We start from the raw sequence: 21,118 nt of genomic DNA on the forward strand, positions 1-21,118 counted from the left end.
GATCGGGACGTCAGTCCTTCATGAGCTCGTGCGCGTTGCGCTCGAGGTCCTCAAGACCGCCGCACATGAAGAAGGCCTGCTCGGGGAAGTGGTCGTACTCACCCTCGGAGATCTTCTTGAACGACTCGATCGTCTCCTTGAGCGGGACGGTCGAACCGGGGACGTTGGTGAACTGCTCCGCCGCGTAGGTGTTCTGCGACAGGAACCGCTCGATGCGCCGGGCCCGGGCGACGGTGACCTTGTCCTCTTCGGACAGCTCGTCCATGCCCAGGATGGCGATGATGTCCTGCAGGTCCTTGTACTTCTGCAGGATCCGCTGCACCTCGCGGGCCACCGAGTAGTGCTCCAGGCCGACGAACTCCGGCGCGAGGATCCGCGAGGAGGAGGCCAGGGGGTCCACCGCCGGGTAGATGCCCTTGTCCGAGATCGACCGCTCGAGGTTGGTCGTCGCGTCCAGGTGGGCGAACGTGGTGGCCGGCGCCGGGTCGGTGTAGTCGTCGGCGGGCACGTAGATCGCCTGGAGCGAGGTGATGGCCTTGCCCCGCACGGAGGTGATGCGCTCCTGGAGCTGGCCCATCTCGTCGGCCAGGGTCGGCTGGTAACCGACGGCGCTCGGCATACGGCCGAGCAGCGTCGAGACCTCCGAGCCGGCCTGCGTGAACCGGAAGATGTTGTCGATGAAGAGCAGCACCTCCTGGTTCTGCACGTCACGGAAGTACTCCGCCATGGTCAGCGCGGACAGGGCGACCCGCAGACGCGTGCCCGGCGGCTCGTCCATCTGGCCGAAGACCAGCGCGGTCTTGTCCAGGACGTTGCCCTCGGCCATCTCCAGGATGAGGTCGTTGCCCTCACGGGTGCGCTCGCCGACGCCGGCGAACACCGAGGTGCCACCGAAGTTCCGGGCGACCCGGATGATCATCTCCTGGATGAGGACCGTCTTGCCGACGCCGGCGCCGCCGAACAGGCCGATCTTGCCACCGCGCACGTACGGCGCGAGCAGGTCGAGGACCTTGATGCCGGTCTCCAGCATCTCGGTCTTCGGCTCGAGCTCCGCATACGCGGGAGCCTTGCGGTGGATCTCCCAGCGCTCGTTGATCTCGAGCTTCGACTCGTCGGCGTTGAGCACCTCGCCGAGGGCGTTGAACACGTGGCCCTTGGTGACGTCGCCGACCGGCACCGAGATGCCGGAGCCGGTGTCGCGCACCTCGGCGCCGCGGACGAGACCGTCCGTCGGCTGCATGGAGATGGCGCGGACCAGGTTGTCACCGAGGTGCTGGGCGACCTCGAGCGTCAGCTTCTTCGTGCCCTCGGACAGGGTCACGTCGACGTGCAACGCGTTGTAGATCTCGGGCATGGCGTCGCGCGGGAACTCGGCGTCGACGACCGGGCCGATGACCCGGACGACGCGGCCGACCGCGGTCTTGGCTGGTGCAGTCATCACACATCACTTCCCGCCGCCGCCAGCGCGTTGGCGCCGCCGACGATCTCACTGATCTCCTGGGTGATCGCCGCCTGCCGTGCGGAGTTCATCTCACGGGTGTACCGCTTCAGCAGGTCGTCGGCGTTGTCTGAGGCGCTCTTCATGGCGCGCCGGCGGGCCGCCGACTCACTCGCCGCCGAGTCCAGCAACGCCGCGAAGATCCGCGTGTTGATGTACTTCGGCAGGAGCGCCTCGAGCAGCTCCTCGGCCTCCGGCTCGAACTCGTACGCCGGCAGGGGTCCGGAGACCTGCTGCTCCTCGACCTCCATCGGAGCGACGATGCGCGCGATGGGGGTCTGCGTCATGAGCGAGCGGAACTGGGTGTGGACCATGTACAGCTCGTCGACACCGTAGATGCCGTCCGGGCCGGGGCCGTCGACCGTGTCGTCGGCACCGTTCACGAAGGCCTGGATCAGCGTCTCACCGATCTCCCGCGCGTTCTCGAAGCGCGGCTGCTCGGAGAAGCCGGTCCAGCTGCCCGCGATCTCGCGACCGCGGAACCGGTAGTAGCCCACGCCCTTGCGGCCGGACACGAAGAGGGCGACCTGCTTGCCGTCGGCGCGCAGGCGCGCCATCAGCTGCTCGGCCTGACGGATCGCGTTGGCGTTGTAGCCGCCGCAGAGTCCCCGGTCGCTGGTGACCACCAGCACCCCGGCCCGACGGACCGGGGTGCGCGGCACCAGCAGCGGGTGGTCGACGTTGGTGTTGGTCGCCAGTGCCGTCAGCACGCCCGTGATCGCCTCGGCATAGGGGCGCGACGCGGCGACCCGCTCCTGCGCCTTACCGATGCGGCTCGTGGCGACGAGCTCCTGCGCCTTGGTGATCTTCTTGGTCGACTTGACCGTGCGGATCCTCCGGCGCAGTGCCTGTACCTGACCGGCCATGGCTCAGCCCGACTTCCGGACCTGGCGGGTGACGGTCTCGCGAGCCTGCTCACCCTGCAGCGCCTTGGCCGGGGCCTCGTTGACCGGGGCGTCGGCACCCTTGACCGTGAAGACCTGCTTGAAGCTCTTGATCGCGGCGGTCAGGCCGTCGATCGCGTCCTGCGGCAGCTTCTTCGACTCGGCGATGCCGCCGATGAGGTCCTTGCGGTTGCTGTGCAGGTACTGCAGGAACTCGCTCTCGAAGCGGCGCACCTCGCTGACCGGGATGTCGTCGAGCTGGCCGGTGGTGCCGGCCCACACCGAGACGATCTGGTCCTCGACCGCGAACGGGGAGAACTGCGGCTGCTTGAGCAGCTCGACCAGGCGGGCGCCCTTGTCCAGCTGGGCCCGCGACGCCTTGTCCAGGTCGGACGCGAACGCCGAGAAGGCCTCCAGCTCGCGATACTGCGCGAGGTCCAGCCGCAGGCGGCCAGCGACGTCCTTCATGCCCTTGACCTGGGCCGAGCCGCCGACGCGGGACACCGAGGTGCCGACGTTGATGGCGGGACGCACACCCTGGTTGAACAGGTCGGACTCGAGGAAGACCTGACCGTCGGTGATCGAGATGACGTTGGTCGGGATGTAGGCCGAGATGTCGTTGGCCTTGGTCTCGATGATCGGCAGACCGGTCATCGAGCCGCCGCCGAGCTCCTCGGACAGCTTCGCGCAACGCTCCAGCAGCCGCGAGTGCAGGTAGAAGACGTCGCCCGGGTAGGCCTCACGGCCCGGCGGGCGGCGCAGCAGCAGCGACACGGCGCGGTAGGCCTCGGCCTGCTTCGTCAGGTCGTCGAAGACGATCAGGACGTGCTTGCCGCCATACATCCAGTGCTGGCCGATGGCCGAGCCGGCGTAGGGCGCCAGGTACTTGAAGCCGGCCGGGTCGGACGCCGGGGACGCGACGATGGTCGTGTACTCCATCGCGCCCTGCTCCTCGAGGACGCCCTGGGTCGCGGCGATCGTCGAGGCCTTCTGGCCGATGGCGACATAGATGCAGCGGACCTGCTTCTTCGGGTCGCCGGACTTCCAGTTGTCGCGCTGGTTGATGATCGTGTCGAGGGCGACCGTGGTCTTGCCCGTCTTACGGTCACCGATGATCAGCTGGCGCTGGCCCCGGCCGATGGCGGTCATGGCGTCGATCGCCTTGATGCCGGTCTGCAGGGGCTCCTTGACGGGCTGGCGGGCCATGACGTTGGGCGCCTGGAGCTCCAGCTCGCGGAAGCCCTCGTTGGCGATCTCGCCGCGGTCGTCGATCGGCTCGCCGAGCGGGTTGACCACGCGGCCGAGGAAGGCGTCGCCGACCGGGACCGAGAGCACGCGGCCGGTCCGCTTGACCTGCTGACCTTCCTCGATGCCCTCGAAGTCACCGAGGACGACGACACCGATCTCGCGGACGTCAAGGTTGAGCGAGACGCCGAGCGTGCCGTCCTCGAACTCGAGCAGCTCGTTGGCCATCGTCGAGGGCAGACCCTCGACCTGGGCGATACCGTCGCCGGCGTACGAGACGACGCCGACCTCCTCGCGGGAGATCCGTGAATCAACGGACGACACGTAGCGCTCGAGTGCGCCCCGAATGTCGTCCGAGGAGATGGTCAGCTCGGCCATTCCTCAACCTTCTATCTGGAAGTGAATCAAGCTTCGGGGATTAGTTGGCGAGCGCCGTCTTCGCCTCGGCGAGACGTCGCGACACCGTGCCGTCAAACAGGTCCGAACCGACCTTGACCCGCACGCCACCGATGATGCGCGGATCGACGTCGATCTTCAGGGAGACCTCTCGACCGTACAGCTGTGCGAGACGCCCGGCCAGGCGCTGCTCGTCGGCCTCGGTCAGCGGGACCGCGGTGGTCACGTAGGCCACCGAGTGGTCGCGCTGCTTCGCGGCCAGCTCGATGAGGCGGGTCAGCGAGCTTTCGAAGCCCCGGCCGCCGAAGCCGGCGGCCGCCAGCTCCGCCAGCCGCAGTGTCGCCGGCTTGGCCTTGCCCTTGAGCAGGTCCCGGATGAGCTGGACCCGCGCCTCGAGCGGCGTGGTGGTGTCGGCGAGCGCCGCGGCCAGGCGGGTGTCGCCGGAGACGACCTGGCCGAACCGGAACAGCTCGTCCTCGACGTCGCCGAGGTCGCCGGCGCGGTCCACGCCGGTCAGCAACGCAGTGACACCGAGCAGCTCGACGCCGTCCAGCAGTGCACCGGGGCCGGACCAGCGGCCCGTGACCTGGGTCGCGAGGATGTCGACCGCCTCGTCGCTGGCCTTGCCCGCAAGGACCGAGCGCAGCAGGGCGGCGTGGTCCTCGCCGGAGCGACCCGGGTCGGCCAGGGCCCGGCGCAGCCGCCGCTCACGCCGCAGCACGTCGGCCACCGAGAGGATCTCCTCGGCGACCGGACCGATGCGCTGAACGTCAGCGCTCGCCGCGAAGGCGGCGAGCTTGTCGGCGGCGGCTCCGTAGGACTCCCGGTTGATGTTGTCCATCAACGCCGCCCGGCGGTGCCGGCGGCACCGTCACCGATCTCGTCGAGGAACCGCTCGACCGTGCCACGCCGGCGGGCCTCCTCCTCGAGGGACTCCCCGACGATCCGACCGGCAAGGTCGACCGCGAGCGAGCCGATCTCGGCGCGCAGCTGACGGACGATGGTCTGCCGCTCGGTCTGCAGGGCCTCGCGGCCTGCCGCGATGATGCGGTCGCTCTCCTCACGGGCCTTCATGAGGATGTCCTCACGGATGCCCGTGGCGTCGGCGCGCGCCTCGTCACGGATGCTGGCCGCTTCGGTGCGGGCCTCGGCGAGCTGCTGCTTGTACTGCTCCAGCAGCCGGTTTGCCTCGGCCTGCGCCTCCTCGGCGCGCTTGATGCCACCCTCGATCGCGTCCACGCGTGCGCGGAAGGTCTCCTCCATGCGCGGGAAGACGAACTTCATCAGCACGAAGCACAGGACGCCGAAGGCGATGAAGCCGAGGACGACTTCCTGCCAGATCGGGATGATCGGGTTGTGTTCAGCTCCCTCGTCAGCCAGGAACTGCAGCATGGGATACCTCCCGCTTCAGGTGTAGGTGGAGGCGGGAGCTAGTTGCCGAACACGAAGCCGAAGGCGATGCCCAGCAGGGCGAGCGCCTCGACCACGGCGAAGCCGAGGAACATGTAGGTACGGGTCAGACCGGCCGACTCGGGCTGGCGAGCCGTCGACTGGATGTACGAGGCGAAGACGATGCCAACACCGATGCCGGGGCCGATGGCGGCGAGGCCGTAGCCGACGGCGGCGAGGCTACCGGTGACTTCTGCCAGAACCATGAGTGAATCCTCCTGAGATCTCGCGTGACGATCACGCGGGACAACTGAAAAAGGTGGTGCTGCTCGCTATCGAAATGACGGAGCGGGGGAAGCTCGGCTCAGTGATCCTCCGCCAGCGTGCCGGCCAGGTAGTTGGCCGTCAGCAGCGTGAAGACATAGGCCTGCAGCGCGGCGATCAGCAGCTCGAAGAAGGTGAGCGCGATGGTCATCGCCCAGGAGACCAGGGCGACGGGCTTGAGGAACAGGCTCTCGGCGTTGAGCAGCGCGAAGCCGCCCAGCGTGAAGACCAGCAGCAGCATGTGCCCGGCGAACATGTTGGCGAACAGACGCAGGGCGAGCGTGAGCGGCTGGAGCACGAATGACTGCAGCGCCTCGATCGGCAGCAGCAGCGGCTGCATGTACCACGGGGCGGGCAGGTAGACGGCGTGCTTGATGTATCCGGCGACACCGTGCTTCCTGACGCCCTGGTACAGGTAGAGAGCATAAGTGCACAGCGCCAGCACCAGCGGGAACGCGATGTGCGCATTCGGCGAGACCTGGATCAGCGGCACGATGGAGAAGATGTTGCCGACGAGGATGAAGCAGAACAGCGACGCGAGGTATGGCGCGAACCGCAGCCCCTCGTGGCCGATGATGTCCTTGGCGACACCCTCCCGCACGAAGCCGTAGATCGACTCGGCGAGCCACTGCTTCTTGGTCGGGACGATCTTCGGCTCGCGGTAGGACACCAGGAAGTAGATCAGCACCACCGCGACGGCCAGCCACAGGAACAGGCTGAACTTCGTCAACCAGGGTGCCGCATCCCAGAGACTGGGGGGGAAGACGTCCTCCACGCTGGGCGGGAAAGGCACCTCCGCCAAAACCAGACCGCTCACCACGTCCCTCTCGTTATCAATACAACCAGGTGTCAGGCGCCGAGGCGCTTGACGACCAGGTAGATGCCAGCAGCGGCGCCGAGCACACACCCGATTCCGGTGATGATGCCTCCGGCGTTGAGCCACTCGTCGATCAGCCAGCCGACGAAGCCCCACACGGCAATGCCCGAGATGAGGTATCCGACGGCGGCCCAACCTTCGTTGGCGCCACTCGCTCCGGACTGCTTGGGTGTCTGGTTACCGGCCATGACGCGGTGACCATATCAGCCTGCCGGGAGCACCCGTGCATCGACCCCCGCGTGCTCATCGCGCGGGGGTTGCTCTCGGGGCCGGGTGCCATCAACCGACGGCCGTCAACGTTACTACGCCTAACGCTTGGCAAACGTCAACTACACGACTGATGCGTGAGTGAATGTTGCGCACGGTCACCCCCAGAGGGTTAGCTGAGGGCTCAGGATAACAATGCGTGTGGGAGTGATGACCTTGCGCAACACCGTCATCGCGTTTTTCTTGATCCTGGCGGCCATCGTGGTCACCAAGACCGGGACCGGCGACACGCCCCGGGCGACCTCGGGCGGCGGCTCCGGCGGCTCGGGAGGCAGCGGCCGCGTCGTGTGTTCGGTGTCACCGCAGCGGCCCGCGGAGAAGGACAACAGGATCGTCGCGGCCGCGCAGTTCCGCTGCGACTCCCCCGGCCCCGACGGGCTCACCATCACCGTGCACCTGCAGCGCAACGACGGCGGCACCTGGACCACGCTGGCCAAGGAGACCTTCGTCAGCAACTCCGTCTCCACGACCCGCGAGGAGTCCGCGGCGGCCAGGACCCGGCGGGTCAGCGCCGCCTGCGCGGCCGGCACATTCCGCACCCTGGTCGAGGGGACCCTGTTCGACGCCAAGCGCAGCTCCCCGCTGTCGCAGACCAGCGGCGAGCGGAAGAATCCCTGCTAGGACGGCTCGATCTCGACGTAGGGGATCTTCGCGCGCCAGACCCAGACCGCCTGCGCGGTGATCCACACCAGGGTCGCGGCGATCACCGCCGCGCCCAGCCAGGGCAGCCCGCCCCAGTCGGCGCCCGCGACGATCCACATGACCACGCCGATGATCGTGAACTTCAGCACGTAGGTGCTCATCGCAACGGGCAGCAGCAGGTGCCTGGCCCGCAGGTCGGTCACGGCGATGATCAGGCTCGACAGCGTGTAGCTCAGCGCGACCAGCCCGATGCCGGCGAGGGCGCCGGACACGCCGATGGCGCCGTCGCGCCAGCCGGCCAGCGGCGCGACGACCACGAGCAGGATGCCCATCGCGATCAACGCGGTCGGCAGGTGCTGCAGTCGCTTCTTCACAATGGAGCAGGATACGCCGGGAACCTCCCGACCAGGTCGGTCACCCGGTCACCGACCGGCTCGCCGCGCACCGCGGCGCCGATCAGCGCGGCGATCTGCGCCATCTCCGGCTCGCCCATCCCCTGTGTCGTCACCGACGGCGTGCCGACCCGCACCCCGGAGGCGGTCATCGGCTTCTCCGGGTCATACGGGATGGCGTTCTTGTTCAGCGTGATCCCGGCGGCGTCGCAGCGCTCCTCGGCGTCGCGGCCGGTGATGCGCAGCTCGCGCAGGTCGATGAGGGCCAGGTGGGTGTCGGTGCCGCCGGAGACCGGCCGCATCCCCTGCGCCTCCAGGCCGGCGGCGAGGGCCCGCGCGTTGCGCACGACCTGGCCGGCGTAGTCGGCGAACGCCGGCTGGGCGGCCTCGTGCAGCGCCACCGCCTTCGCCGCGATCGCGTGCATCAGCGGGCCGCCCTGCGTGAACGGGAAGACCGCCTTGTCGATGCGCTGCGCGAGGGTCTCCCGGCACAGCAGCATGCCGCCCCGCGGACCGCGCAGCACCTTGTGCGTGGTGCAGCTGACCACGTCGGCGTGCGCGACCGGCGACGGGATCGCCTTGCCGGCGACCAGCCCGATGAAGTGCGCCGCGTCGACCATGAGGTAGGCGCCCACCTCGTCGGCGATCGCGCGGAACCGGGCGAAGTCGATCAGCCGCGGATACGCGGTGGCACCACAGATGATCATCGCCGGGCGGTGGGTGAGGGCGAGGTCGCGCACCTCGTCGTAGTCGATCAGCTCGTCGTCGCGGCGGACCGGGTACCCGACGGTGTTGAACCACTTCCCGGAGAAGTTGACCTTGCTGCCGTGGGTCAGGTGGCCGCCGTGCGGCAGCTCCATCGCCAGGACCGTGTCGCCGGGCATGAGCAGCGCGGCGTAGGCGGCGAGGTTGGCGCTCGCGCCGCTGTGCGGCTGGACGTTGGCGTGCTCGGCCCCGAACAGCGCCTTGGCCCGCTCGATCGCGAGCTCCTCGGCCCGGTCGACCGCGGCGCAGCCGCCGTAGTAGCGGCGGCCCGGATAGCCCTCGGCGTACTTGTTGGTCAGCGTCGAGCCCAGCGCGGCGAGCACCGCGGGCGACGTGAAGTTCTCGCTCGCGATGAGCTGCAGCCCGCCGCGCAGGCGGTGCAGCTCGTCGAGGACGACGTCGGCGATCTGCGGGTCCGTCTCGCGGAGCGCGTCGAAGTCCGGCCCCCAGTAGGTGTCGCCCATGAAACGAGTCTAGGGGGCATCAGCGCAGGGTAAGCATGAAGTCATGCGATGCCTCGTGACCGGCGCGACCGGATATGTCGGCGGGCGGCTGGTGCCCCGTCTCCTCGCCGCGGGGCACGAGGTGCGCTGCCTCACGCGTGATCCACGGCGGCTGCGCGACGTGCCGTGGGCCGGCCGGGTCGAGATCGCCGCCGGCGACGTCGCCCGCGACGATGGCCTGGCCGAGGCCGTGCGAGACGTCGATGTCGTCTACTACCTGGTCCACGCGCTCGGGCAGGCGTCCTTCGAGGACGTCGACCGGCTCAGCGCGCTCAACCTGGCCGTCGCCGCCCTCGACGCCGGCGTGCGGCGCATCGTGTACCTGGGCGGACCGGTGCCCGACCAGCGCGCCTCGGCGCACCTACGCTCCCGGGGCGAGGTCGCCGACATCTTCCTGCGCAGCGGCGTGCCGACCGTGGTGCTGCGCGCCGCCGTCATCATCGGCTCCGGCTCCGCGTCGTTCGAGATGCTGCGGTACCTCACCGAGCGGCTGCCCGTCATGGTCACCCCCAGCTGGGTGCGCAACAGGATCCAGCCGATCGCGATCCGCGACGTCCTGCGGTACCTGGTCTCGGCGGCCACCGTCTTCCCGGTGCAGCTCAACCGCGCCTTCGACATCGGCGGGCCCGACGTGCTCACGTACGCCGACATGATGCGCCGCTACGCGAGGGTCGCGGGCCTGCCCCGCCGGATCCTGCTGCCGGTGCGGGTGCTGACGCCGTGGCTGTCCTCACACTGGGTGGGCCTGGTGACCCCGGTGCCCAACCGGATCGCCCGGCCGCTCGTCGGCAGCCTCATCCACGAGGCGGTCTGCCGGGAGCACGACATCGCCGGGTTCGTGCCCGACCCGCACGACGGGCTCACCGGCTTCGACCTCGCGGTCCGGCTCGCCCTGCGCAAGATCCGCGACGCGGACGTGGAGACCCGCTGGGCCAACGCTGCGCTGCACGGTGCGCCCAGCGACCCGCTGCCGTCGGATCCGTCGTGGTCCGGCGGCACGGCGTACCGCGACGAGCGCACCCGCCACGTCGGCACCGCACCGGAGCGGCTGTGGCGGGTCATCGAGGCCATCGGCGGGCAGAACGGCTGGCACTCGTTCCCGTTGGCGTGGTCCGTCCGTGGCTGGCTGGACCGCCTCGTCGGCGGGGTCGGGCTGCGCCGCGGCCGCCGCGACCCCGAGCGCCTCCACGTCGGCGAGGCCCTGGACTTCTGGCGGGTCGAGGAGATCGTGCCCGGCGAGCTGCTGCGGCTGCGCGCGGAGATGAAGCTGCCGGGGCGGGCGTGGCTGGAGATGCGGGTCGCGCGGGACGAGCGCGGCCGCACGGTGTACGGCCAGCGCGCCGTCTTCCTGCCCCGCGGCCTGGCCGGGCACCTGTACTGGCTGGCCGTCGCGCCCTTCCACGCGTTCATCTTCGGCGGCATGGCGCGCAACATCGCCCGCTCCGCCGAGAAGCAGCCGTCGTCGGCGCCGGCGCAGGTCAGCGGCTGAGCAGCGCCGCGGCCAGGGGGCGCGTCAGTGCCTGGATCTGGTCGGCGACGACCCCGAAGAAGGCGTCGGGGCGCCCCCACGGGTCGGCGAGGTCGTCGTCGTCGAGCACCTCGTCGCGCGCCTTGTCCACCAGGTCGACGAGCGCCACGCCCCTGTCGTACACGTCGCCTCCCGCGGGCAGGTCCGCGGCCGCGCCCGGCAGCAGCCGGGCGAACTGCCCCCACACGAACGTCCGGGGTGCCGCGTCCGGTCGCAGAGACACCACGAAGTCGACCTGTTCGGCCGTCGCGGTCAGCACCAGATCCGAGGCATCGACGTGCTCGGCCAGGAGTTTGCGGGCGCGGAAGCCCGCCGTGTCGCCGCCGCGGGCGAGGACCTGCCGGGCCGCCTGCGGGTCCATCGCGTCCCCCGCGTGCCAGCCGCCGGTGCCCGCGCCGTGGACGTAGACCAGGTCAGGGGCCGCACCCAGGGCGGCGAGGTCGGCGACGAGCAGCCGCTCCGCCATCGGCGAGCGGCAGATGTTGCCCATGCAGACGCACAGGACGCTGAACGGCGCCACCGGCTAGTCCAGGCCGATCAGGCTGGGCACGACCTCGCGCAGCTTCTCGATCGGGATCGCGCCGGCCCGCAGCACCCGGTGCTCGCTGTTGGTCACCGAGATGATCGTGCTGGCGACCGGCTCGGGGCACGGACCACCCTCCAGGTAGACGCTCACCGAATAGCCCAGCTGGTCGCGCGCCTCGGCCGCGGTCTCCGCCGCCGGCTGGCCCTGCTTGTTGGCCGAGGACACCGCCATCGGGCCGGTCTCGCGCAGCACCTCCAGGGCGATCGGGTGCAGCGGCATGCGCACCGCGACCGTGCCGTCGCCGCCACCGAGGTCCCATTGCAGGCTCGGCGCGTGCTCCACGACGATCGTCAGCGCGCCCGGCCAGAACGCGTCGACCAGGTCACGCGCCGCCTGCGGCAGCCCGAAGACCAGCCCGTCGAGGGTGTGCCGCGACCCGACGAGCACCGGCACGGGCGCGGAGCTGCCCTTGGCGTTGTTGAGCGCGGTGACCGACCAGGACTTGAAGGCGTCGGCGCCGATGCCGTAGACCGTGTCGGTCGGCAGGACGACCAGGTCGCCGCGGCCCACCGCCTCGATCGCGGCGGCGATCCCGCGATCGCGCTCGGCAAGCTGGCTGCAGTCGTAGAGCATCACGCGGCTAGTCTGCCATTCGCCTGGCGGTGACGAAGCGCGGGCGCCCGGCCAGATCCCGGTGGTCGGTCACCTCGCCGAAACGGCCGGTCGCCCGGATCAGCTCCGGCAGTGACTCGCCCTGGCTGTCGTCGTGCTCGATCCCCAGCCATCCGCCGGGTCGCAGCAGGTCCGCGGCCCGCGCCACGAGGCCCGGCATCAGCGCGAGGCCGTCCGCGCCGGCGAACACGGCGTCGTGCGGATCGTGCACCGCCACCTCGACGTCGACCGGCGCGCCCTCCGGGACGTAGGGCGGGTTGCTCAGCACCAGGTCCACGGTCCCGTCGAGGTCGCGCAGCGTGGCCGGATCGGTCACGTCGCCGTCGACCACCCGGACGTCCGGCGCCAGCCGCTCCACGTTGCGCCGCAGCCAGCGCAGCGCGGCGGGGTTGCGCTCCACGCAGTACACCTCGGACCGCGGCGTCGCGACGGCGATCGCGATCGCGCCCGACCCCCCGCAGAGGTCCACGATTCGCGTGCTCCGCTCGGGTACGTGGTGCCGCGCCCACTCGACGAGCAGCTCCGTCTCAAAACGTGGGACGAAGACCCCGGGACCGACCTCGAGCTCGTACCCGTAGAACGGCGCCGTCCCGGTCAGGTGCTGCAGCGGGATCCGCGTCCTTCTGGCGGCGACGAGACGGTCGAGCTCCGCGCGTTGCGCCGCGTCCGGCGCCGCCGCGGTGAGCAGCCGGGACCTGGACACCCCGAGCACGTGCGCGGCGAGCAGCTCCGCGTCAACCCTCGGCGAGGCGACCCCGGCGCCTGCGAGAACGCGGGTGGCGGCCGTGATCACCATCGAAAGCGTGGGCAACTGCCCTCCGGGCATGTCATCTTCGGTGCTGTGCACCCCATAATCATGGGGCGCGCGAAAGGAGGATCCGATGGCGGTGGCCGACCGCACGTCGGAGCTGTCCCGCGCCCGACGGATGATCTTCGACGACCAGCTCGGCGAGGCGATGACGGTCATCGACCGCGTCCTCGCCGGTGACCAGTCGCCGCACGACCGCGTCGAGGCGCTCACGTTACGGCTCATCGCACTGATCAACCAGGGCCGCGGCGACGAGTATCCCGCGGCGCTGGACACCGGGCTCGCCGCCGCGCGGCAGGTCCAGGACCCCGCGCAATACGGCGAGCTGCAGGCCCTCGCCGCGATCGTCGCGCTGCGCGCCGGCTCCCTCGACCGCTGCGTCCGTGCCCTCGTGCATGGCTCGCGCGCACTCGGCGCCGTCGAGCTCACCGACGAGACCACCGCCTGGGGCTGGCACAACCTGGCGATGGCATATTCGTACACCGGCTTCCATGAGCACGCGAACGCCGCGATGGAGAAGGCCCGCGAGGTCGCCGCCGAGGTCGGCGTCGAGACCGCCAACACCGACTTCGCCACCCCGCAGATCCGCCTCCTGCACGCCGTGGAGCTCGACCACCGCGGCGACAGCGAGGGCTGCCAGCGCATCCTCCGCGACGTCGTCTACGACCTGGAGCGCAAGCACAAGGACAACGACCTGGACAAGCTGCGCCCGATCGCCCGCGGCGCGCTCGGCTACGCGGTCCTGCGCCTGGGCACCCTCGGCATCCAGGGCCTGGTCACCGACGTCGACCCGTGGCCGCTGCTGGAGTCCGCCGGCATGTCCACCCGCGCGCGGGACCTGCGCACGCTCGGCGCGGTGTGCAAGGCCATCGCCGAGCGCCGCCCGATCGAGGCCGTCGCCCGCCTGGAGACCGCCCACGTCAGCGACGACTCCCTCGGCCCCGCCGAGCAGCACCGCCTGCGGGCCCTCGCCCACCTGGGCACCGGTGACTACCGCTCTGCGTACCACGCCGACCGCAACGCCTTCCGCGTCGCCAACATCCAGCCCGACCGGCTCCGCGACCTCTTCGTCGAGGGGGTCGCCGCGCTCCTGGACCACGAGGACCTGGTCCGGCGGGTCGACTTCCACCGTGGCGAGGCCCAGACCGACCCGCTCACCGGGCTGCCCAACCGGCGCTACCTGGAGGAGCACGTCACCAAGCTGTTCACCGCCGGCGGCCACGCCGCCCTTGGCGTCTGCGACCTGGACGGCTTCAAGCAGGTCAACACCCGCCACGGCCACCTCTCCGGCGACCTGGTCCTGCAGCGGGTCGCGGGCGTGCTCAACCGCGTCATGCGCAAGGGCGACTTCGTGGCGCGCTACGGCGGCGACGAGTTCGTCGTGGTGCTGCCCACCACGTCGCCGGGCGAGGCCCGCGAGATCCAGCGCCGCATCGTGGCGGCCGTCGCCGCGGAGGACTGGCACGCCCTGGTCCCCGGCACGCCGGTGGGGGTGACGATCGGCTGGGCCGGGCTGTCGGGTGAGGACTTCGAGTCGGTCGCCGAGGCGTTCGAGGCCGCCGACCACGCGATGCTGCGGGCGAAGACCCCTCGGCCCCGCGCCGCTTCCTGAGCGCTTTCACGGTTTTCGTGAGCGCCTCACGGTTTCATGTGCGCTTTCACGGATGACAGACCCGGTCGCCGTCACGACCACGTCTGTCATCCGATCGGGCAGGTCCGTCTGTCGCTGCGGTCAGCGCACGGCGTGCAGGATCCGCGCGTTCTCCTCGCGGATACGGGCGCGCTCCTGATCGGCGCAGACCGCCGCCCACGCGTTCGCCTTCGCGGTCGGGACGCGATCAGCGCCCAGCATCGACAGGCCGACCTTGTAGATCAGGTCGGCGGCGGTCCCGACCACAACGCGCGGAGCCGAGGACAGGTCGACGGGCGACGATGGCATGGCGTCCCTCCGGAAGATCGGGTCGGCAGCGATGATCACGATCGGTAAGCTCGTTCGGGTCGAAACGCTACCTGACGCAAGCGTGCCGGTGCATCGTTTCCGCTATGTGACGTCTGCGTTAGACCCGCGTCACCCTCGGCTGAGCTGGTCGTCACCCGCGAGCCGGGCCTTGCGGTCGGCGTCGGCCAGGGCGTCCAGGACGCTGTCCAGGTCACCGGCCATCGCCAAATCCAGGTTGTACGCCGTGTAACCGATCCGGTGGTCGGAGATCCGGTTCTGCGGGTAGTTGTAGGTCCGGATGCGCTCGGAGCGGTCGACGGTGCGCACCTGCGAGCGGCGGGCGTCGCCGGCCGCGGCGGCCGCCTGCTCCTCCGCGAGGGCGGCCAGCTTGACCTTGAGCATCCGCATCGCGCGGTCCTTGTTCTGCAGCTGGGAGCGCTCGTTCTGGCAGGACACGACGATGCCGGTCGGCAGGTGCGTGATCCGGACCGCCGAGTCCGTGGTGTTGACGCTCTGGCCGCCGGGCCCGGACGAGCGGAACACGTCGATGCGCAGGTCCCCGGCGTCGACCTCGATCTCGCCGGCCTCCTCGATCTCCGGCGTCACCAGTACACCCGCCGCGCTGGTGTGGATGCGGCCCTGCGACTCCGTCGCCGGGACCCGCTGGACGCGGTGGACGCCGCCCTCCCACTTGAGCCGGGACCAGACGCCGTTGCCGGCCTCGGGGATGCCCCGGGTCTTGATCGACACGGCGACGTCCTTGAAGCCGCCGAGGTCGGACTCCTGCGAGTCGAGCATCTCGGTCTGCCAGCCGTGGCGTTCGGCGTACCGCATGTACATCCGCAGCAGGTCACCGGCGAACAGCGCCGACTCCTCGCCACCCTCGCCGGCCTTGACCTCGAGGATCACGTCCTTGGCGTCGTTGGGGTCGCGGGGGGCGAGCAGCTCGGCGAGGCGCTCCTCGATGTGCGGGATCCGCGCCTCGAGCTCGTCGGCCTCACCCGCGAACGCCGGGTCCTCCGCGGCCAGCTCGCGCGCCGCCGTGAGGTCCTCGCGGGCCGCCTCGAGCTCGCCCGAGGTCTTCGCGATCGGCGACAGCTCGGCGAAGCGCCGGCCGGTCTTGCGGGCGAGATTCTGGTCCGCGTGGATGCTCGGGTCGGCGAGCTTCTGCTCGAGCTCCTGGTATTCGGTGAGCAGGGCCCGCAGGCGCTGTCCGGAGGAGGTGTCGGTGCTCATTGTCTCGCGCCCCAAAGAAAGAAAAACGGCCAAGGACGAAGTCGGCGCCCGCACCGAACCCCGTCGAGCGGGATGGTGCGGGCGCCGGTCGTGCAGCTACTTGGCGGTTTCGGCCTTCTTCGCCGCAGCCTTCGCGTACTTCTGCTGGAACTTCGCGACCCGGCCGGCGGTGTCGAGCACACGCTGCTTGCCCGTGTAGAACGGGTGGCAGACGGAGCACGTCTCCACGTGGATCGTGCCGCCCTTGGCGGTGCTGCGGGTGGTGAACGCGTTACCGCAGGAACAGGTGACCTCGGTGGTCGCATACTGCGGGTGGATGTCCGGCTTCATGGCCGCGGTCCTTTCGTCAAGTGGTCGCCGGGTCGCCGTGAGGCGTGAACCGGAACCTGTGTGGCCGTCGGTCAAGTCTGCCATGAACTGGTCACAGCACCTCAACCGGAGTCTGTAACGCCGCACCGGGAGCCGGCATTCCCCGTGCAGGAGATTCCGGCAAGCATGGCTGACGTCCTCAGGATTCGAAGGGGATGAGGCCGGAAAGTGCAGGTGGCGCCCCTGGCCGGCAGCCACCGCTCGATCGGGTACGCCGACGTCGCCGCCCGCAGGCAGGCGTCCGGGATGAATGACGCCGGGTGGCCGGCCCCTCGACGAGCGGCCCTGCGCCGGGCATGGTCTGACCGGGCTCGCCCGACCCGCGGGCGGCGGCACGGGGCTGCCCGGCGTGGCGGACCGGATCGGCGCGGCGGGCGGCACGGCGGTGACCGTCCTGCTCCCGTTATAGCGTCGCTTCCGCAAGCACGGCTCACCTACGCTGGCCCGTGCTATGAGCCTCCACATCGACGCACTGTGTGACCCGGCGCTGCTGGCCGAGATGGCCGGCGGCGGATACCTGCGCACGCAGCGCCACCCCTCGCTGCCCCTGCTGATCCACAACTACACCGAGAAGGCGCAGTACGAGAACGTCTGGAACGCGGCCACGCTCGCGTGCCGGGGTCTCGTCGTGCACGCCGAGACGGGCATGGTCCTCGCGCGGCCGTTCACGAAGTTCTTCAACCACGGCCAGCCGGGCGTGCCGGAGCTGGACTTCGACGGGCCGGTGCGCGTCACCGACAAGGCCGACGGCTCGCTGGGCATCATGTTCCCGACGCCGGACGGCTGGGCGTTCGCGACCCGCGGCTCGTTCGACTCGGAACAGGCGCGGCACGCGACGGCGGTGTTCCGCGACCGGTACGCCGCGCGGTTCACGCCGCCCGAGGGGCTCACGGTGCTGGTGGAGATCATCTACCCGTCGAACCGGATCGTGCTCGACTACGGCGACCTCGACGACCTGGTGCTCCTCGGCGCGGTCGACATCGCCACGGGTCGCAGCCACGGCCCGGACGCGGTGCCCGGCTGGCCCGGTCCGGTCGTCGACACGTTCGAGCACTCCACGCTCGCCGACGCGCTCGCGGCGGCGCCGCGGGACAACCGCGAGGGCATGGTCGTGCACTTCACCGTCCCGGACACCCGGCTGAAGATCAAGTATGCGGAGTACGTGCGGCTGCACCGGATCGTGACCGGCCTCAACGCCCGGGTCGTGTGGGAGGCGGCCGGCGACGGCACCCTCGACGCGCTGCTGGAGCCGCTGCCGGACGAGTTCCACGTGTGGGCGACGAAGATCGCCGACGGGCTGCGCGAGGAGGCCGCGGCGCTCGCCGCCGAGGTCGAGGCGGCGTACGAGGCGACCCTCGCGACCCTGCCGGACGGCTGGGGCCGCAAGGAGTTCGCGATCGCCGTCTCGAAGCACCCGGCGCGGAGCTGCCTGTTCCTGCGCCTCGACGACAAGGACTACCGGGGTCTGCTGTGGCAGCGGGTCCGGCCCAAGGTGACGGAGGAGAGCTGATGGCGTCGCTGACCATCACCCGGGGGCTGCCCGCCTCGGGCAAGACCACCTGGGCCAAGGAGCAGCGGCTGGTGCGGGTCAACCGCGACGACCTGCGCCTGATGATGCACGGCGGCCGGGTCGCCGACGACGCGCGGCGCGGCCGGGCCGAGAAGGAGGTCACGCAGGCGCACCACGCCGCGATCGACGCGCTGCTGCTCGGCGGCGCCGACGTGGTCTGCGACGACACGAACCTGCGGGGCCGGGTCGTGCGGGAGCTGGCCGAGCTGGCCGCGAAGCACGGCGCGGCGTTCACGGTGCGCGACTTCACCGACGTGCCGGTCGAGGAGTGCGTCCGCCGCGACGCCCTGCGCGAGGGCAACGGCCAGGTCGGCGAGGAGGCGATCCGGTCGATGCATCAGCGGTACCTGGCGGGCCGCGCCCTGCCGTTGCCGCTGCCGGTGCTCGACACGGCGGGCGTCGTGTACGAGCCGCCGCCGGACGCGCCACGGGTCGTGCTCGTCGACATCGACGGCACGGTCGCGCTGATCGACGACCGGAGCCCGTATGACGTGACCCGGGTCCGCTTCGACCTGCCGAACGTTCCGGTGATCGCCGCGGTACGCGCGATGCACGCCGCCGGGCACGAGATCGTGTTCTGCTCCGGCCGCACCGACGACTGCCGCGAGGACACGGCGGCGTGGCTGGAGGAGCACGTGGGCGTGCCGTACACCGCGCTGTTCATGCGCGCCACCGGCGACCAGCGCCGCGACAGCATCGTGAAGCAGGAGATCTTCGACAAGGAGATCCGCAGCCGGTACCACGTGGTCGGCGTCTTCGACGACCGGCAGCAGGTGGTGCGGATGTGGCGGGCCCTGGGCCTGACCGTCTTCCAGGTGGCGGAGGGCAACTTCTGAGCATGTGAAAGGGCCCCCTTCAGCCGAAGGGGGCCCTTTTCCGTGATGCTTACTCGCCCGGTGTGGTCTGGGCGATCTGCATGAGGAACTCGACGTTGGTCCGGGTCTTCTTCAGCCGGTCCAGCAGCAGGTTGAGCGCCTCCTGCGAGTCCAGGGCGTGCAGCACCTTGCGCAGCTTGATGACGATCGCGAGCTCGTCGGGCGCCAGCAGGATCTCTTCCTTGCGGGTGCCGGACGGGTCGATGTCGATCGCCGGGAAGATGCGCCGGTCGGCGATCTTCCGGTCGAGCTTGAGCTCGGCGTTGCCGGTGCCCTTGAACTCCTCGAAGATGACCGTGTCACCGGTGGAGCCGGTCTCGACCAGCGCCGTGGCGATGATCGTCAGCGAGCCGCCGTTCTCGATGTTGCGGGCCGCGCCGAGGAACCGCTTCGGCGGGTACAGCGCCGTCGAGTCGATACCACCGGACAGGATGCGGCCGCTCGCCGGCGACGCGTTGTTGTACGCGCGGCCGAGCCGGGTGATCGAGTCGAGCAGGACGACCACGTCGTGGCCCAGCTCGACGAGCCGCTTGGCCCGCTCGATCGACAGCTCGGCGACCGTGGCGTGGTCCGTCGGCGGGCGGTCGAAGGTCGAGGCGATCACCTCACCCTTGACCGACCGCTGCATGTCGGTGACCTCTTCGGGCCGCTCGTCGACCAGGACCACCATGAGGTGGCACTCCGGGTTGTTGCGGGTGATCGCGTTGGCGATCGACTGCAGCACCATCGTCTTGCCGGCCTTCGGCGGCGACACGATGAGCGCCCGCTGACCCTTGCCGATCGGCATGACGAGGTCGATGACGCGGGTGGTGAGGATGTGCGGCTCGGTCTCCAGCCGCAGGCGGTCCTGCGGGTAGAGCGGGGTCAGCTTGTAGAACTCGGGGCGGCGCTTGGCCTCCTCCGGGTCCATGCCGTTGACCGTGTCCAGGCGCACGAGCGGGTTGTACTTGTCGCGGCGCTGCTCACCGTCGCGGGGCTGGCGCACGGCACCGGTCACGGCGTCGCCGCGACGCAGCCCATAGCGCTTGACCTGCGACATCGCGACATACACATCGTTGGAGCCGGACAGGTAGCCGGTGGTCCGCACGAACGCGTAGTTGTCGAGCACGTCGAGGATGCCGGCCACCGGCACGAGCACGTCGTCGTCGCTGACCTGCGGCTCGTTGCCGCCACGGGCACCGGCGGCGCCGGTGGGCTGCGGCTCGACGCCGTCGCGGTCACGGCCCCGGCGGCGGTCCCGGAACCGGCTGCGGCGTCCGCGGCGGCCGGTGCCGTCGTCGTCGCCGTCGTCCTCGGCCTGGTTGAAGCTGCCGCGCTGGTTACGGTCGCCGCCGGCGCGGTCACCGCGGTCGCCGCCGCTGTTGCGGTCGGTGCGCTCCGCGGTCCGCTCGCCGGTGCGCTCGGCCCGGTCGTTGCGCTCCGTGCGCTCGCCGCGCTCGGCCCGCTCCGGGCGTTCGGCCCGCTCGGTGCGCTCGGCCCGCTCGGTGGTCCGCTCGGCGCGTTCGGTGCGCTCCGCCCGCTCGGCCCGCTCCGGACGCTCGGCCCGCTCGGTGGTCCGCTCGGCGCGTTCGGTGCGCTCGGCCCGCTCGGACGCTCGGCCCGCTCGGTGGTCCGCTCGGTGCGCTCCGCCCGCTCGGCGGTGGCAGCCCGCTCGGCGCGGCTGGCGCGAGCCGGCCGCTCGGTCTTCTCGACCGCCGGCTCGGCGGCCTTCTCCACCGCGGCGGGGGCCTGCTCGGTGGCGTGGGCCTCGGCGGCGGGGGCGGCAGTGGCGGCCGCACGCGGCTCCGGCGGCCCGGCGGCCCGGGTGGCCCGGCGAGGGGAACGGGTGACCGGTGCCTCGGCGGCACCCTGCGTGGCGGACGGCCACTCCTGCTCCGGCGCCTCGGCACGAGCCGCGGTGGTCCGCGCCGGTGCGGTGGCGGCGGGGGCAGCGGCGGCCGGGCGCGACTCGCCGGCCTGACGCTCCTGGATCGCTGTCACCAGGTCACCCTTGCGCATCCGCGCGGCGACCGGGATGCCCATCGACGCGGCCAGGCTCTGCAGCTCAGGCAGCAGCATGCCGGACAACCCCGCGCCAGAGCGGCGCCGACGCGTCGCCCCGGCCTCGGCGCCGTCGGCCTCGACCGCGGCGCGGTCGCTCGAGACATCCGACGTGACGTCGGTGGTGTCGCTCAATGGATTCCTTCCCTCGTTAGGCCGGGATGCCCGGAGACGAGACACGGTGGCCGGGCGGCCCGGGGGCTCCCGCCTCGCTACGAAAGAGCGGAGCGGAAGGTGTTGCAGCGCTGTGCGGTGAGCCGGGCGCCACCATCTGCGGCCTGGCCCAGCCGTGCGCGCGCGACCACAGGAGACGCGGGTTGGCGGCCGGGCGTGCGCAAGGGGTGCCACGGGAATCGGAGCACGCCGCCCCGCA

The 21,118-nt window shown here is 70.9% G+C and carries 21 protein-coding genes and 1 pseudogene; 5 read left to right on the top strand and 17 right to left on the bottom strand.

Annotated elements, in window-relative coordinates:
* Positions 1–10: 10 nt before the first annotated feature.
* The 8 genes from atpD to OHA72_RS01200 all read right to left on the bottom strand — a co-directional run bounded on the left by atpD (position 11) and on the right by OHA72_RS01200 (position 6,801).
* A complete protein-coding gene (atpD, locus tag OHA72_RS01165; protein ID WP_327006011.1) occupies positions 11–1,438 on the bottom strand; it encodes a F0F1 ATP synthase subunit beta in 1,428 nt (475 codons plus the stop codon).
* Positions 1,438–2,364 carry a F0F1 ATP synthase subunit gamma gene (locus OHA72_RS01170; RefSeq protein WP_327006012.1) on the bottom strand — a complete coding sequence of 309 codons (927 nt, stop codon included), beginning with the start codon at positions 2,362–2,364 and terminating at the stop codon, positions 1,438–1,440. The genes atpD and OHA72_RS01170 overlap by 1 nt, the downstream gene beginning before the upstream one ends.
* A 3-nt stretch (positions 2,365–2,367) precedes the next feature.
* Positions 2,368–4,005 (bottom strand): F0F1 ATP synthase subunit alpha, encoded by a 1,638-nt coding sequence (atpA, locus tag OHA72_RS01175; protein ID WP_327006013.1) that lies wholly within the window; start codon positions 4,003–4,005, stop codon positions 2,368–2,370.
* 40 nt (positions 4,006–4,045) lie between these two features.
* On the bottom strand, positions 4,046–4,864 hold the full coding sequence (locus OHA72_RS01180) for a F0F1 ATP synthase subunit delta (protein WP_327006014.1): 819 nt from the start codon (positions 4,862–4,864) through the stop codon (positions 4,046–4,048).
* Positions 4,864–5,415, bottom strand: a complete 552-nt coding sequence (locus OHA72_RS01185) for a F0F1 ATP synthase subunit B (protein WP_442788483.1) — start codon at positions 5,413–5,415, stop codon at positions 4,864–4,866. The genes OHA72_RS01180 and OHA72_RS01185 overlap by 1 nt, the downstream gene beginning before the upstream one ends.
* Before the next feature lie 38 nt (positions 5,416–5,453).
* Positions 5,454–5,678 (bottom strand): ATP synthase F0 subunit C, encoded by a 225-nt coding sequence (gene atpE / locus OHA72_RS01190; protein ID WP_327006015.1) that lies wholly within the window; start codon positions 5,676–5,678, stop codon positions 5,454–5,456.
* Positions 5,679–5,776: 98 nt separating this feature from the next.
* Positions 5,777–6,553 (bottom strand): F0F1 ATP synthase subunit A, encoded by a 777-nt coding sequence (gene atpB, locus OHA72_RS01195; protein WP_327011958.1) that lies wholly within the window; start codon positions 6,551–6,553, stop codon positions 5,777–5,779.
* A gap of 32 nt (positions 6,554–6,585) precedes the next feature.
* Entirely contained in the window at positions 6,586–6,801 is a 216-nt protein-coding gene (locus tag OHA72_RS01200) for an AtpZ/AtpI family protein (protein WP_327006016.1), read from the bottom strand.
* Positions 6,802–7,030: 229 nt separating this feature from the next.
* Between OHA72_RS01200 and OHA72_RS01205 the strand changes: the two genes are divergently transcribed.
* Complete coding sequence (locus OHA72_RS01205) at positions 7,031–7,501, top strand: hypothetical protein (protein ID WP_327006017.1); 471 nt, start codon at positions 7,031–7,033, stop codon at positions 7,499–7,501.
* Here the strand turns inward: OHA72_RS01205 and OHA72_RS01210 are convergent.
* Together OHA72_RS01210 and glyA are read right to left on the bottom strand one after the other, a co-directional pair.
* The gene (locus OHA72_RS01210; RefSeq protein ID WP_327006018.1) at positions 7,498–7,896 is read right to left on the bottom strand and encodes a Cg1360 family ATP-synthase-associated protein; all 399 of its coding nucleotides are present in this window, start codon (positions 7,894–7,896) and stop codon (positions 7,498–7,500) included. The two genes, OHA72_RS01205 and OHA72_RS01210, sit on opposite strands and share 4 nt — an antisense overlap.
* On the bottom strand, positions 7,893–9,143 hold the full coding sequence (glyA, locus tag OHA72_RS01215) for a serine hydroxymethyltransferase (protein ID WP_327006019.1): 1,251 nt from the start codon (positions 9,141–9,143) through the stop codon (positions 7,893–7,895). The genes OHA72_RS01210 and glyA overlap by 4 nt, the downstream gene beginning before the upstream one ends.
* Before the next feature lie 43 nt (positions 9,144–9,186).
* Here glyA and OHA72_RS01220 point away from each other — a divergent pair, with 43 nt between their 5' ends.
* Positions 9,187–10,671 (top strand): SDR family oxidoreductase, encoded by a 1,485-nt coding sequence (locus OHA72_RS01220; protein WP_327006020.1) that lies wholly within the window; start codon positions 9,187–9,189, stop codon positions 10,669–10,671.
* Here the strand turns inward: OHA72_RS01220 and OHA72_RS01225 are convergent.
* Genes OHA72_RS01225 through prmC form a run of 3 tightly spaced genes read right to left on the bottom strand, consistent with a single transcriptional unit; the run spans position 10,661 to position 12,704 of the window.
* Positions 10,661–11,230 carry an arsenate reductase/protein-tyrosine-phosphatase family protein gene (locus OHA72_RS01225; protein ID WP_327006021.1) on the bottom strand — a complete coding sequence of 190 codons (570 nt, stop codon included), beginning with the start codon at positions 11,228–11,230 and terminating at the stop codon, positions 10,661–10,663. The two genes, OHA72_RS01220 and OHA72_RS01225, sit on opposite strands and share 11 nt — an antisense overlap.
* Before the next feature lie 3 nt (positions 11,231–11,233).
* A complete protein-coding gene (locus tag OHA72_RS01230; RefSeq protein WP_327011959.1) occupies positions 11,234–11,869 on the bottom strand; it encodes an L-threonylcarbamoyladenylate synthase in 636 nt (211 codons plus the stop codon).
* Positions 11,870–11,876: 7 nt separating this feature from the next.
* Positions 11,877–12,704, bottom strand: a complete 828-nt coding sequence (prmC, locus tag OHA72_RS01235) for a peptide chain release factor N(5)-glutamine methyltransferase (protein ID WP_327006022.1) — start codon at positions 12,702–12,704, stop codon at positions 11,877–11,879.
* A gap of 85 nt (positions 12,705–12,789) precedes the next feature.
* On the opposite strand from prmC, the gene OHA72_RS01240 reads away from it, so the two are divergent.
* The gene (locus OHA72_RS01240; RefSeq protein ID WP_327006023.1) at positions 12,790–14,328 is read left to right on the top strand and encodes a GGDEF domain-containing protein; all 1,539 of its coding nucleotides are present in this window, start codon (positions 12,790–12,792) and stop codon (positions 14,326–14,328) included.
* 120 nt (positions 14,329–14,448) lie between these two features.
* On the opposite strand, the gene OHA72_RS01245 is transcribed toward OHA72_RS01240, so the two are convergent.
* From OHA72_RS01245 to rpmE, 3 genes are all read right to left on the bottom strand, one after another.
* On the bottom strand, positions 14,449–14,694 hold the full coding sequence (locus tag OHA72_RS01245; protein ID WP_327006024.1) for a hypothetical protein: 246 nt from the start codon (positions 14,692–14,694) through the stop codon (positions 14,449–14,451).
* 90 nt (positions 14,695–14,784) lie between these two features.
* Positions 14,785–15,891 (bottom strand): peptide chain release factor 1, encoded by a 1,107-nt coding sequence (gene prfA, locus OHA72_RS01250; RefSeq protein WP_327006025.1) that lies wholly within the window; start codon positions 15,889–15,891, stop codon positions 14,785–14,787.
* Between the two features lie 96 nt (positions 15,892–15,987).
* Complete coding sequence (rpmE, locus tag OHA72_RS01255) at positions 15,988–16,221, bottom strand: 50S ribosomal protein L31 (protein ID WP_327006026.1); 234 nt, start codon at positions 16,219–16,221, stop codon at positions 15,988–15,990.
* A 490-nt stretch (positions 16,222–16,711) separates the two neighbouring features.
* Here rpmE and OHA72_RS01260 point away from each other — a divergent pair, with 490 nt between their 5' ends.
* A complete protein-coding gene (locus OHA72_RS01260) occupies positions 16,712–17,770 on the top strand; it encodes an RNA ligase (protein ID WP_327006027.1) in 1,059 nt (352 codons plus the stop codon).
* Positions 17,770–18,666: a phosphatase domain-containing protein gene (locus tag OHA72_RS01265; protein ID WP_327006028.1), complete on the top strand. Its 897-nt coding sequence runs from the start codon at positions 17,770–17,772 to the stop codon at positions 18,664–18,666. The genes OHA72_RS01260 and OHA72_RS01265 overlap by 1 nt, the downstream gene beginning before the upstream one ends.
* Before the next feature lie 49 nt (positions 18,667–18,715).
* Here OHA72_RS01265 and rho read toward each other — a convergent pair.
* Positions 18,716–20,763: pseudogene (gene rho / locus OHA72_RS01270) on the bottom strand (transcription termination factor Rho).
* Positions 20,764–21,118: the final 355 nt, after the last annotated feature.

The sequence above is a fragment of the Dactylosporangium sp. NBC_01737 genome (assembly GCF_035963215.1).
Classification (GTDB): domain Bacteria; phylum Actinomycetota; class Actinomycetes; order Mycobacteriales; family Micromonosporaceae; genus Dactylosporangium.